Annotated in this window: 15 protein-coding genes; 1 reads left to right on the plus strand and 14 read right to left on the minus strand. The window is 39.0% G+C overall.

The genetic code is table 11. From position 1 onward, the window contains the following. Window positions 1-409: 409 nt before the first annotated feature. From VXK47_RS06290 to rpsF, 11 genes are all read right to left on the minus strand, one after another. A complete protein-coding gene (locus VXK47_RS06290; protein WP_435547919.1) occupies window positions 410-661 on the minus strand; it encodes a type II toxin-antitoxin system RelE family toxin in 252 nt (83 codons plus the stop codon). Then, complete coding sequence (locus tag VXK47_RS06295; RefSeq protein WP_435547920.1) at window positions 651-839, minus strand: hypothetical protein; 189 nt, start codon at window positions 837-839, stop codon at window positions 651-653. The genes VXK47_RS06290 and VXK47_RS06295 overlap by 11 nt, the downstream gene beginning before the upstream one ends. 259 nt (window positions 840-1,098) lie before the next feature. After that, complete coding sequence (locus VXK47_RS06300; protein ID WP_435547921.1) at window positions 1,099-1,572, minus strand: hypothetical protein; 474 nt, start codon at window positions 1,570-1,572, stop codon at window positions 1,099-1,101. Window positions 1,573-2,437: 865 nt separating this feature from the next. Continuing rightward, a complete protein-coding gene (locus tag VXK47_RS06305) occupies window positions 2,438-3,268 on the minus strand; it encodes a ComF family protein (protein ID WP_435547922.1) in 831 nt (276 codons plus the stop codon). After that, window positions 3,269-4,495 (minus strand): NADP-dependent isocitrate dehydrogenase, encoded by a 1,227-nt coding sequence (gene icd, locus VXK47_RS06310; RefSeq protein WP_435547923.1) that lies wholly within the window; start codon window positions 4,493-4,495, stop codon window positions 3,269-3,271. It lies immediately after the preceding gene. 189 nt (window positions 4,496-4,684) lie between these two features. Then, on the minus strand, window positions 4,685-4,978 hold the full coding sequence (locus VXK47_RS06315) for a hypothetical protein (protein WP_435547924.1): 294 nt from the start codon (window positions 4,976-4,978) through the stop codon (window positions 4,685-4,687). A gap of 16 nt (window positions 4,979-4,994) precedes the next feature. Continuing rightward, a complete protein-coding gene (dnaB, locus tag VXK47_RS06320; protein ID WP_435547925.1) occupies window positions 4,995-6,380 on the minus strand; it encodes a replicative DNA helicase in 1,386 nt (461 codons plus the stop codon). Between the two features lie 34 nt (window positions 6,381-6,414). Then, window positions 6,415-6,858, minus strand: coding sequence for a bL9 family ribosomal protein (rplI, locus tag VXK47_RS06325; protein ID WP_435547926.1), 444 nt, complete (start codon window positions 6,856-6,858; stop codon window positions 6,415-6,417). A 127-nt stretch (window positions 6,859-6,985) separates the two neighbouring features. Next, on the minus strand, window positions 6,986-7,936 hold the full coding sequence (locus VXK47_RS06330) for a YybS family protein (RefSeq protein WP_435547927.1): 951 nt from the start codon (window positions 7,934-7,936) through the stop codon (window positions 6,986-6,988). A gap of 49 nt (window positions 7,937-7,985) precedes the next feature. After that, window positions 7,986-8,264, minus strand: a complete 279-nt coding sequence (gene rpsR, locus VXK47_RS06335) for a 30S ribosomal protein S18 (RefSeq protein WP_435547928.1) — start codon at window positions 8,262-8,264, stop codon at window positions 7,986-7,988. 3 nt (window positions 8,265-8,267) lie between these two features. Continuing rightward, window positions 8,268-8,717, minus strand: a complete 450-nt coding sequence (gene rpsF / locus VXK47_RS06340) for a 30S ribosomal protein S6 (protein WP_435547929.1) — start codon at window positions 8,715-8,717, stop codon at window positions 8,268-8,270. A 701-nt stretch (window positions 8,718-9,418) separates the two neighbouring features. Here rpsF and tatA point away from each other — a divergent pair. Next, window positions 9,419-9,601: a twin-arginine translocase TatA/TatE family subunit gene (gene tatA / locus VXK47_RS06345; RefSeq protein ID WP_435547930.1), complete on the plus strand. Its 183-nt coding sequence runs from the start codon at window positions 9,419-9,421 to the stop codon at window positions 9,599-9,601. A 196-nt stretch (window positions 9,602-9,797) separates the two neighbouring features. On the opposite strand, the gene VXK47_RS06350 is transcribed toward tatA, so the two are convergent. The 3 genes from VXK47_RS06350 to VXK47_RS06360 all read right to left on the minus strand — a co-directional run bounded on the left by VXK47_RS06350 (window position 9,798) and on the right by VXK47_RS06360 (window position 13,570). Next, window positions 9,798-10,238: a single-stranded DNA-binding protein gene (locus VXK47_RS06350; protein ID WP_435547931.1), complete on the minus strand. Its 441-nt coding sequence runs from the start codon at window positions 10,236-10,238 to the stop codon at window positions 9,798-9,800. A gap of 296 nt (window positions 10,239-10,534) precedes the next feature. Continuing rightward, entirely contained in the window at window positions 10,535-11,833 is a 1,299-nt protein-coding gene (locus tag VXK47_RS06355; protein WP_435547932.1) for a CBS domain-containing protein, read from the minus strand. A gap of 177 nt (window positions 11,834-12,010) precedes the next feature. Next, window positions 12,011-13,570: a long-chain-fatty-acid--CoA ligase gene (locus VXK47_RS06360; RefSeq protein ID WP_435547933.1), complete on the minus strand. Its 1,560-nt coding sequence runs from the start codon at window positions 13,568-13,570 to the stop codon at window positions 12,011-12,013. Between the last annotated feature and the right edge of the window lie 4 nt (window positions 13,571-13,574).

Below are 13,574 nucleotides of genomic sequence, written 5' to 3' on the forward strand. Positions count from 1 at the left end.
GCCAAACAAACCGTGTCTCAAAAAATGAGACGATTATCATTTAACGTAAGAGCTGTCTTCGATTATCTGAAAATGACGAAAAGATTTCAACCAGTGGTTCTAAATAATTGAAGCTTATATTTAGAACAAATTTACCGTGGGTTGAATTAGCTGCGGGTCTGCACCCGCCAGTCTTTTTCCAGTGAATGTCAGGACCACTCGGACGCGCTCCAATCCGTCAATACTCGGCGGATCAACGTCTTCTCGCGCTATAGCTCGATCAATGGCAGGCCCCAGTGCCGTCATATGCTGCCAAACAGAGTGGTTAAGTATTCGATCTATCCACTGGCTCATGTGTCCCCCTCAGTTCATATCAGTTCGTAACAATGAGTTTACCGGAGAGCGATAGCGATCTGGTGCAACGATTTTGTTATGTTTTTTTATAGCTATCTTTACGATGCAGAACCCGACCAATTTCAATCGTGTCTTTACCAACATCGAATAAAATTCTATAATCCCCGACTCTTGCTCTATAGGCAGGTTCAAAATTTGTTAATCTTTTCAGATTGCTGACATTAGGAAAATTTTCCAGTTCCAGAATCTTATCGTGAATACGCTTTTTATCAGTTCCAACAATCTTTTTTAAATCTTTTATGGCGCTTTGTCTGATATTAATCTTCATTTTTTAAATACTCAGAAAACAGGATACTTTCTTCCCCTCTTGTTACTGCCAAAAGTTTTAAATCTTCAATATCTTCCTGCGACATTATCTCAACGCCTTCACTTTCTAAGTGTTTTAAGAACCATATTATCTTATCCCTTATCTCTTTATTCTTTATTGATATAGTAACTGTTTGCATTTTCATTCTCCAAATATTTTTTAAACATAACAATATATTGAATAGTTTTCTCTCAATATCGAAAAATTCCAAAACTGACGATATCCAAATTTAAGTTATAATGACAAATATAATTGGTGTAATTATATTATCAAACTTGTTCAATATCCATTTTTACTTCTTGGAAGGTTAACTGTTCAATAACGGTGGTTTCTTTTTAGATTAGCTTCGGATTTTTTTTATCATGATTTACGTTAGAAATCTACTCGTTTCATTAAAATTACCTTAAATTCAATCGAATCTCAAATAGCTGAACGATTTCTGTTCGCTGCTGCAGCTTTCCTTCAATCATCGCAATCAAATCATCCCGCTGGCGATCAACTTCATCCTGGGCATCGAAAAGGGAACGTCGTTTCTGATTGCGCTGCGCTTCTAAAGCTTTGATCTGTTTCTGGCCTGCCAGATTTTCCTCCAATGTAAGTGCGGCAGTAGCGGCACGACGGGCTTCTTTAATCTGCCGGTCCAGTTCTTTTATTTCACGCTCCAGACCGATTTTGAGATCATCCGCCCAGCCATCCAGCTTGTCGGCTTCGGCTTCGAAAAAGCGGGCGTTGCGTTCGGATATCTCTTTTTGAATAGCCGTCTGGCGCTGCTCTAAAGTCGTATCCAAGCCGCCGTTGATCTTTCCGCCGTTTAAAGTTTTTATTAAATTACCGGGCAGACTGAGCAATCTGGCTGCTGCTTTATCGTCCATGTGACGTTCATCATCAGTGACCGCTGCGAGGATAAGGTAGTCCTCAGCCTGATCAAGGGACTCGACGGTATAGAACCAGGCATTAAGCCAACCGCGGATTGCCCGATGAAAGGTTCCAGGATCGATACTTTGCCATCGTGCAGGCCATAGTCGAAGTGGATTTCAGCCGACAGGGTTTGGCGATCTTTGGCTCGGGCAACAATGGCTTCTGCCAAAGGATGGTTGAACCTGTATAGATGCGCTTCGCCGGACCGTCGGGGCAATTCGTAAAGTCCAAATGGATAAATATTCCATTTTCCGGCCATTGGCATTTACGCCCAGATAAACCAAAACAAACGTGATTACAATATACCTGCCATCAACCTATTGTCAAACGTTTTATCCGGTTATTTTGAGGAGTTAACTTATTGCAAATAAATTAAAACTATATGGAAATATGAAGCAGAATAAATCGTACTTAAGTTTCTAATATTCATGATTGCAAGCAAAGCTAAACATAGAAACTGATTGTTTCAGATATTTCAACAGACCCACAGGATATCTACTGGCCTTAGAACCTTTGATAAGTCTGTATTCTCTGGAATCCAAAGTGCACTTTAAATTCCTGCAGTTTTATAGCGTTTGCCATAATATTATTCTGATTGCCTGGTTGTAATTGGGTATGGGTACGTATTCTAACCGCAGAAAATTTGTTAAAGGGCTTCGATGACGCCCCCAAATTTTAGAATATAGTTTTTACAGGCGGATACGATAAACGGCTTCGTGAGAGTAAATTATTTCGGGGCTGTATGGGTTTCCTGTAGGTGAAGAAAGGGCGTTTAAATTAAAAAATGGAGTTGATTATGATCAATGCTGATTTTATAGATCAGATCGCTCCTGCAATGGTAAGGACATCAACACTTTGCACACCTGCTTCAAATAGAGCTTTTGCGCATTCATCAGCTGTAGCGCCGGTGGTATATACATCATCTATCAAAAGGATTCTCGTTTTTTTTACTTTACAATGTTTATTAACTGTAAAAGCCCCTTTGATATTTTTTATCCTTTCTTCCCGTCCCAGCCCGGTTTGCGGCTGAGTCCATTTTGTTCTCTGAAGGATATCTCTTCCTATGTCAAAACCTGCTGGCGCTGCCGTGATCAATTCAGCCAATTTTTTAAAATTTTTTACAAGAATATATGCCTGATTAAAACCTCTTGATCTGAAACGCTTTGGATGCAGAGGAACAGGTACGACAAGGTCAAAATCATTTAAACCCCAGTAACGGATCAGAACGGAAAAAAGAAGCAGCTCAAGAGGATCTGCAAGCTGAAGTTTTCCCTTGTATTTAAAAGAATGAATTACTTCCATAACCGACTTGCTGTAAAGAAATACAGAGCGGGCTTTTCCGAAACGCTTAGGGTGTTCAATGCATTTCTGGCAGATATGATCTGTTCCCTCACGGCTTTTAAAAACAATTCCGCATGAAGAACAGAAGGGGGATTCAACAGGTAAATAATCAACAAGGCAGGAGGAACATAGAAAGGGAGACATTACTCTTTCAAAAGTGATGTTTTCAATCTCATATTTTTTATCGGAATAGTTTTTTTGATGTACAGGATCATTTTCAGAAAAAACATGAAAAAAAGAACCACATACAATACACTTTGAAGGGAAAACCGCTTTTTTAAATATCTCCGCAAGGCGGATAAAAAGCATTTAAATCTTACCTATTCTCTCGATTATAGCAGCAGCAAACTGTGAACATTTTACTTCTTTAGCGCCTTCCATCTGGCGCGCAAGGTCATAGGTAACAATTTTGTCTTTGATGGTTGCCTGCAAACCCAGCCTTATCAGTTCGGCTGCTTCTTCCCATTTTATATAATCAAGCATCATAGCACCGGAAAGAATAAGAGAACTCGGATTTACCATATCTTTACCGGCATACTTTGGTGCCGTACCGTGAGTTGCTTCAAATAGAGCGCAATAATCTCCTATATTTGCACCTGGAGCCATGCCGAGCCCTCCAACCTGGGCGGCAAGAGCATCGGAAATATAGTCTCCGTTTAAGTTTGGGGCAGCAATAACATCATATTCTTCAGGCCGCAACAGAACCTGCTGAAAAAGCATATCTGCAATTCGGTCTTTTATTATTATTTTCCCCTCGGGTCTTATACCGTTGTAATTATCAAAAAGTTCATGTTCGGATATTGTTTTTTCCCCGAATTTATCCTTTGCAACTTCGTAACCCCATTTAGCAAAAGCACCTTCCGTAAATTTCATAATGTTACCCTTGTGCATCAGGGTTACACTTGAAAGCCCGTTCGAAATTGCATGGGCTATGGCCTTTGCCACAAGGCGTTTGCTGTTTTTTTCGCTGATCGGTTTAATTCCGATACCTGTATCTTCGGGAAGAAAAATTCCCATGTCCTTAGCAAGAAATTCAAGAAGCTTGGCAGCACCAACACTTCCTTCTTCCCATTCTATACCTGCATATAAGTCTTCGGTATTTTCCCTGAAAATAACCATATCGACTTTTTCAGGATTTTTCATCGGGCTGGGAACGGAATCAATATATTTAACGGGACGTATGCATGAATAAAGATCAAGCTTTTGCCTTAAAGAGACATTAATGCTTCTTATGCCTTTGCCAACAGGAGTTGTCATGGGACCTTTTATGGCGACAATATGTTCTCTTATAGCCTTTACGGTTTCTTCCGGAAGCCATTTACCTGTTTTGGCAAACGCCTTTTCGCCGGCAAGTATTTCCAGCCATTTTATTTCTCTTGAGCCTTTATATGCACTTGCCACAGCTTTATCAAACACCAGACTTGATGCCTTCCAGATATCAGGTCCTGTACCATCACCTTCAATAAATGGAATAACCGGAAAATCGGGAACATTTAATGTGCCGTCATCATTTAAAGTAATCTTAGCTTCAGCCATTTATATTAATTTTCTCCTGAGCCTGTTTCAAAACATCCTATTCAGGCCGATCTTTTGCGTTGGACTCAAATTTTGCACGCAGTGAAGCCGCTATCTTTAAAATACTAAATGTATTCCTGTGGTTAAAATTATCGCCCGCCTTGACCTTGACCAAACTGAAACGTTTTGAAAGTGGCTCTCCTGAATTTATTATTCATATTCCTGGGCATCGTATTTGGCTTCAAGTCTTTCTTTTTCTTTTTCATCAATTATTCCAAGTTCTACCAGAAGATCCCCGATGCCGTCATATCTAAGATCATCTATTGCCATAATAGTTTCCGGTTTTTTATCTTTGAGTTCATAAAATGTATATGTAAAAACCAGCTGGCTTTTTGGGATATGATAAAACTTGGTGCCGTTAAAAATTATATGGTTACTCAAAAGAAAATAAACACAATAAGCCAGAATACCAATGATTATGTACTTTCGGATGGTTTTCAGCATTTGGATTTCTCCGGTTTCACGGTTGATTTTCTATGATGTTGTATCTGTCTATGGCCATGTCTTTAAATAACGTAAATGCACCCATAAAAGTCAAGGTGACTTTGCCTATCGGCCCGTTTCTTTGTTTTTCGAGTAATACTTCCGCAGTATTCCTATGGGGATTATCTTCGTTCTTATTATATACTTCATCTCTGTATATAAATGCTACCACGTCCGCATCCTGCTCAAGAGCCCCTGACTCTCTTAAATCGGCAAGCTGTGGCCTTTTATCCGCTCTATCCTCAAGCTTTCTGTTTAACTGGGACAGGGCAATAACCGGAATGTTAAGCTCTTTTGCAAGCGCTTTTAAAGATCTTGATATATCGGCGATTTCAAGGTCTCTGCGTTCAGCAGGAAGCGATCCCCTCATAAGCTGGAGATAATCTATGATAAGAAGTCCAAGCCCTTTGTTCATTTTAAGTCTGCGGGCTTTAGCCCTTATTTCCATAACTGATATAGCCGGAGAATCATCAATAAATATTGGCTGTTCGGATAATATTCCTGCTGCATCCGTAAGGTTTTTCCAGTCTTCCGTACTGAGAAAGCCGCTTCTCACACGCATTGAGTCAACTTTTGCTTCCGAACAAAGCATTCTTAAGGATAATTGTTCCTTAGACATTTCAAGAGAAAAAATAGCAACAGGAGTATTGGATTTAACGGCTGCATTTCTTGCTATATTTAGAGCAAATGCTGTCTTGCCCATAGCCGGACGTGCGGCAATGATTATAAGGTCTGATTTCTGAAAGCCTGAAGTCAGCTTATCAAGATCTGTAAAACCTGTTTCGACTCCGGTAACAAGGGATCTTTTTCCCTGTCTTTCTTCAAGAGCATCAATATTGACATTGATGATTTCCTTTAAAGGGTAAAAAGCCTGCTTTATTTTCTTTTCAGATATATCAAAGATTGAGCTTTGGGAATAATCAAGTATCTCATCGAGATTACCGCTGTCTTCAAAACACTTTCTGACAATATCGTTCGCTTTTTCGATAAGTCTTCTAAGGCATGCTTTATCATATACAATTTTAGCATAATGAACTGCATTTGTTGCAAGAGGAATATCTAAAAGCTTAGCTAAATATGTTGCACCACCAATTTGTTCAATTTTGCCCTGTTCTTTTAAAGCATTGGATAATGTAACAAGATCAACCGGTTCGCTTTTGCTAAAAAGCTCCAGGACAGCTGAATAAATTATCTGATGGACAGACTTATAGAAATCATCAGGAGAGAGGATTTCTATAATATCAAGTAATGTGCTGTTATCGATCAAAATAGCGCTTAACAGAGATTCCTCGGCCTCAATACTCTGAGGGGGCACTTTAAGCAAAGATGTTTCTCTTGCGCCTTGTGGTTTTGTCCTTGTCATTGAATATTATGGAATAATAATTTAATCTTTATGGCTATTCAGGCACAACTTCAACCGTTATTTCCGGTTTGATGCCCTTGTATACGCGAACTGGTACAGTAAATGTGCCCAATGTTTTTATGGGTTCAACGAGTAGTACCATATTTTTTTCCACAATCAAATTTTGTGCTGCCAGACAATCAACGATTTCTCTTGCCGTAACCGATCCATAAAGGCGGTTTTCCTCGCTAACCTTTGCTGTTATCTTGCAGACTACTCCGTTTAATTTTTTCGCTGTTTCTTCTGCAAGCCCTTTTTCTTTTGCTATCAAAATTTCTATTTTGGCTTTTTCACGTTCAAGCAATTGAAGATTATGCTGAGTGTTCAAAACAGCCTTTTTCTGAGGCAAAAGATAGTTGCGTGCATATCCTTCTGCAACATTAACAATAGTACCGATAACACCAAGAGATTCGACAGTTTCTTTCAATATTACTTTCATTAATTAACCTCCAAATATAAAGCAGGCTTTTTATGCTGTTAGAAGAACAGCACGATTAAGCCGGCAAATTTAAAAATATTATATGTGACCTTTGGATAATACCCGGTTTCAATCTGTTTAAGGGCCGTCAACTTTTTTGGGGGTATTCGGTTTTTCTTATATTAAGCCATATATCAAAAAAACCAAGACCCGCAATAAATACAGCAGCAAGATATTGGAACGCAATTATGCTGTACAATAAAATCCTGAGTCCCCTAGGCAACCGCTTTTTATCAAAATAAAAAGAGACAACGGCAAGACCCTGGAAAAAATATACCGGCATCATAACAAGCAATATATTTATCCCGAAAATTCTAATGGTTTTGTCCGGAATCAAAAGCATCAGAAACGATGCTATTACAAGCCAGACAAGATGCTCAGGTGCTTTCCACAAATTCAGTGTACCGAAATCAGGATAAAAAAGTTTTTTTCTGGCAAACAAAAGTTTTGCAATCAACAGAGTTACCCAACTTAAAAGCAGAGTTGAGACAATTACCAACGAAGGAATTATCCTTATAAGAACATACTGAATTTGCTCCATGTAATCCGAAAGCATTCGTATGTTTTCTTCAGGCATACCCATTTGTTTATAGATCTCAATAGATTGCTTCAGATTTATTGCAACATACTCGGAAATTATAGCATAAATTCCGGTTCCTTGGATGTTGCCATATATAATCAGACTGACAGTCACTGTAGCTAAGATGCAAAAAGATGCATAACCGATTGTTTTTTCTATTGGTAATTCAAAATGAAATAATTCGCTCAGTATGAATCCCAAAAACAGGAGTTCGGCAAAAAAAACAATATCGATTGATACATTGCGTAAGATGCATATAAGTACAAAAACAGTTGTGCCGGATACTATCAGGCCTGACCTTCTGCCTATCTTAGAGCTATAAAACAGCACGGATAAGGGAATGAGCAGAGCGCACAAAAAACCTATGACCGGAACATATAGACACGCTATACATAAAAGACTTGATATGCAAATTCCTCTCAACGTGTCTTTAAATATTTCTCCTTCGGCATACGCCACTATCACAGCCTCCGCTCAAACAGCCTTAAATCCGATAAATATACTATCGCTAAAAATCCAAAGTTCCGACGTATGGCAGAAGAGCTATAGTTCTTGCACGTTTTATGGCATGTGTTAATACTCTCTGGTGTTTTGCACATGTGCCAGAAATTCGCCTTGGAATAATCTTCCCCCTTTCAGTGGTAAAATATCTGAGTGATTTATAATCCTTGTAGTCTATTATAAGAGTTGAATCTGCGCAAAAACGGCATACTTTACGCCTGTGAAATACTCTTTTTTTCTTTTTATCCGTATCTATCTGTCCTCGAGCCTGATTATCATAAGCCATTTCTTACTCCTTTTCGCTGCTATCGTTTTCTGTTATTGCATCTTCCGGTTCCGTTTCATTTTCTTCGGAAATCGGGTCAGTTTTTTCCGATTTGTTCATTTGAGCGGATGAAGCAGCTTCGGCTTCCAATTCAGCAATTTTTGCTTTTATCTTTTCGATATCTACATTTTTCTCAAGCAGTATGGTCATGAACTTAAGAACACGATCGTCAATACGGAAGAAACGCTCCATCTCGCTTACAAGCAAACCTGTCCCGCAAAAGTCAAGATGGACGTAATGTCCGCGGGTTTTTTTCGAAATTTCGTAAGCAAGCTTTTGGGTTCCCCATTCATTGAGCTTAACAAGAAATCCGTCCTTTTGAGATATAATTTCATTAATTTTTTCTAAAAGGGGGGCCCGGTTTTCAGGGGGAATATCGGGATCGATAATAACGGTTGTTTCGTACCTTCTCATAAAACCTCCTTCTGGATTTAAAGCCCCGATTTAACCGGAGCAAGGATTGAATTGCACTTAATATGCAATTAAAATATTGCTTTTTTTATCATTTCGAAAATATAAGTGTCAAGATTTTTAAAAAATACAATGCCGTATTCATTGAAAACCCAAAAAAGCCAACCTGTTGCAATGGGAAAAAAGAACCTTTGTTTCTATTTAACACAAAAACACTGTCATCCTGCATGAAATTTTATTAAATTCCGTGGTGTGCATTTATGGTATTTTACTAAATTACCGTTTCCGGCCTTACCCCAGATTTTTACCGATTTCTAATATTCGCGGTTGGTTTTAATAAATTTAATTATTAGACTGCTCAGAAATAAAACAATTCTGATAAACTCACCAAGCACTGTCCCGAATACTTTTGATTTGTCTTACCATCGCGAAATAACTATATAAAATAATGATATATCAATATTGAACGCAGGACTTAGTTTATAGATTGACACTCACAAAGGTGGGTGGTATTTATAATAGGACTATGCAAAAGGCTTAAACTAAAAGCACTTAAGGCCCAACTATTAAGCCTATAATAAAGTTTGTGGATGGTTTGCGTTCCATCAACTGGTTGAGTTCGTTAAGATGAAAGAACAAGCGTAACTTAAGCAGAAAAACTTTTTACGAAGCCGTTAACTACTAAGAACTATCTGGAGGAGTCAATGTTTGGAATTGGAATGCAAGAACTTATAATAATACTGGTTATCGTCCTTATTATTTTTGGAGCAGGCAAACTTCCTGAAATAGGAGCGGGGCTGGGGAAAGCTATCAAAAACTTTAAAACCGCAACTTCCGAATCTGAAAAAAAAGAACATGATAAAATCGATGAGGATAAAAAATCCTGATAGTCTTATATATTGTAAAATTTCTCATTAAACCACAATAAACAACAACTCATATAATGTCTGCCTTGCTTAGTCAGATATCTAAGGTCCAATAAGTTGCCGCAACCAATAAAACATCATCAAGCATATTTATAATATAAAACTAAGTATATCTTTTCGTTATATACTGGATGTACTGATATTTATCAAAAATAAATCAAAAGGGTATATCATCATCTTTGGCATCATGATGAACCGGTCCGGGAGTCTCACGATATGTAGAATCATTATTGTTAAAGTTCCTTTTGCCCGAATCCCCTGAATCTTTTTTATCAAGAAATTGCACATCAGAAGCTACTATTTCAGTTGTATATTTTTTATTCCCATCTTTGTCATCCCACGCTCTTGTCTGAATCCGGCCTTCAACATATACTTGCTTGCCTTTAGACAGATATTCACCACATATTTCACCCAGTTTCGCAAAAGCCACTATCTTATGCCATTCTGTACGTTCTTTTTTTTCGCCGCTATCTTTGTCTTTCCATTCATCAGATGTTGCAATAGAAAAATTAGCAATTGCAACTCCAGCCGTTGTATAGCGAATCTCCGGATCTTTGCCCAGGCGACCTATAAGCATCGCTTTGTTCAGACCTGACATTGTTATCTCCTTGTAATATTTAAAATTAATTTTGCATAAATAAAAAGTTAAAATAATTAATCATCAGGGGATAATAAATACCCTTTCATGATAATCTTTTTATATTATATTCAGCTATTTTATCAATACATAAATTACATTGTATCTGTCAATTGTATAAAAATTCTTTTTATGAACACAGATAAACTTGGCTGAATAAATGTGTTAAATAGTCCGGGTAAGGTTGTAAAATAGCGAAAATTACAGAACCATTTCTGTTATGGTTTTTAATAAACGGGACAGGCACTGTTTAGAATTCAATCCGGCATCATGTCGTAAAAATAGAGCATTGTATCCGAACGCGTAATAATGCCTATTATTCGTCCGTTTTCGACTACAGGAAGCCGACCTATATCATGCTTTGCCATGAGTTTGGCAGCCTGAACAGGACTTTTTCCCGGAGCGATTGTTGTGGTATTTGTGCTCATAAATGCCTTCACAGGAGATTGTAGCTGAGACGTTCTTTTTATTTTAATAAAATCTCTGCGTGAAATGACTCCTACAAGTTTTTCATCTTTAACCACAGGAAGTCCTGTACAGCCCTTTTCCTTTAATATAGCGGCGACCTTTTCCATTGATGTATCGGGTTCCACAGTAAAAACCGGAAAAGACATTAAATCACTTATCTGTACCGATGCCTGCTGATTTCCTCCTATAAGTTCCCTTATCCATTTCTCAACGGCATCGGGATTAACCGATTTTAACATTGCGGAAGCCGCACCGGGATGCCCGCCTCCTCCCATGCTGCGCATAATTGAACCTACATCCAGACCTTCAGCATTGCAGCGGGCGATAACCATACACCTGTCTTTTTCTTTATTTGTAAATATTCCGAATGTGGCATCAACATTTAAAATTTCTCTGTACATGCCTACAACCACGGCAAGACTGTTTACATGCCCTTCAATATTCAGCTTATTAATACTGATAGTATAGCCGTTAATTTTGGATCTTTTTGCAGACTGCAGCATCTCAAATAAAATATTTTTTTGTTTTTCTCCATATGCCTGGCGCAGAAAAGAGCCTACAATATTTAAGTCCGCCTTTTTTTCAAGCAGAAAGCCGGCTGTATAAGCATCTTCTGCTGTTGTGGAAGCAAAGCTGAGATTTCCTGTATCTTCGTAAAGCCCTATCAGAAACAGGGTTGCCTGTATGGCAGATATTTTCTTTTTTTCTTTTTTCAGTCTGCGCGCCATAAGAGTTATGTTTGATCCGGCTTCTTCCTGACAGCTCCAGGCTGCTTTGATATCTCCGTCGGCTTTATGATGGTCCCATAATATAATCTCAAGGTCTTTTCTTGACGAAAGAGACTCCATCCGGTCAAGACGTTTCCAGTTGTTTGTATCAACAACAATCAGACTTTTGACCTTATCAAAATCTATATCACCGGATGAGCGCATATCAAAAATGTCTTTATGGATAGAAAGAAAAGCCTTAACATTGGGATTGACCGTTTTCGGAAGTACACAGACAGCTTCAGGATATAAAACCTTTGCAGCAATCATGGAAGCAAGAGCATCAAAATCAGTGTTTTTATGTGTCGTAATAATCTGCATCGATAGTTTCCGCAACTTTTTACCGATTAATTTTAAGCCTCTGAGATAATTGTAAATTATCTTATCATGCCCGAAGGCTTTTGTCGGACATCCATGATTTAAGATAGTTATAAACCGGATTTCCGCTCAAAAACATTGCAGGAATGACAGACCTGGGAGTTTTGCAATTGGTCCCTGCTAATGTTTCTGCTTTAATTCTTTTTTTAATATTTTCCCTGTGGCGCTCATGGGCAATGTGTCGCGAAAGTCGATTTGCCGGGGATATTTATAAGCCGCCATGTTTTCTCTGGCCCATAGCCTGATTTTTTCTTCTGTAGATTCAGCCCCCTTTTTTCTGACAACAAAGGCTTTGATTTCTTCGCCGTAACGGTCATCGGGAACTCCGATGACGGCGGCTATGCTGATATCAGGATGGGATAACAGTATTTCTTCAATTTCCCGTGGATAGACATTAAAACCGCCTCGAATGATGATGTCCTTAACCCGGTCAACGATATAAATATAGCCGTCTTCATCGAAACGGCCGATATCACCGGTATGGAACCACCCGTTTTTAAATGCTTCTTTAGTTTCAGAAGGTTTCTTGTAGTAACCCTTCATCACATTGTGGCCCTGAATGATTAACTCGCCAAGCTCTCCTTGCGGCACATCCTCATCTTTTTCGCTTACAATCCTGATTTGTACGCCCCAAACGGGAAGACCGACTGAACCTGCCTTGCTTTCACGATTAATCCGGTTGAAGGAAGCGGCCGGGCTTGTTTCCGACAAGCCGTATCCTTCAAGGATTTTTATATGAAATTTTTCATTAAATGCTTTCATGACTTCCAGTGACATGGGTGATCCACCCGATACCGAATACCGCAGGGTCTTATATATTTTATCAAGATTGTACTTTTCGGCTTCCGGATGGTTGAGCAATGCCCAGTACATGGTAGGAACTCCGGCAAAAAAAGTCACATTGTCGCGCTGCATAATGCTAAAAGCCGCATCGGGATTAAAACGGGGAAGCAATGTGATCGTTGCGCCGTTATAAAATACGGCATTCATTTGCAAAGACTGCCCGAAAGAGTGGAAAAGAGGCAAGGTGATCAGGTGCACGTCATCGGGATGAGTTTCGTACATTGTGTCGCTTAAGCGGGCATTAAAAACCATATTCAGATGGGTGAGTTCGGCTCCTTTCGGTTGGCCTGTAGTACCGCTGGTAAACATGATAACAGCGGTATCATCCGACGAATTGGTCTGCACTGTGGGAAACACAGGCGGCTTATTGTGTATCAGCTTTCCTGATGTATCGGCTCCATCAATGGGAGAAGGTGCAGCCGGGTCAGCCGTCATAATAATGAAATGATCACAAGTGGCCGTTTCATTAAAGCCTTCCCAGCCGGTTTTTCCCATTGGCAAATTTTTAGTTCCTTCAAAACAAAAATACGCTTTTGCATCGGAAGACTTCAGGTGATAAGCTATCTCCCTGGGCTTGAGCAGAACATTTAAGGGGACAACAACTGCTCCGGCTTTAAGAATTCCGTAATACACAATTGGAAAATACGGCAAATTCAAACAGCTAAGAGCGATTTTGTCTCCCGGCTGAATACCCAGATCAACCAGGCCACTGGCAACTTTATTGGCTGCTTCATTAATAACTGTGGCATAAGATAATTTTATTTCATTATAAATAACAGCTATGTGATTGGGCCGTTTCCTGGCGCTGCTTTCCAGCAATGTTGCTAAATTTAACATAAAG

It is taken from the genome of Desulfobacterium sp. N47 (assembly GCF_051233685.1).
Lineage (GTDB): Bacteria > Desulfobacterota > Desulfobacteria > Desulfobacterales > RPRI01 > RPRI01.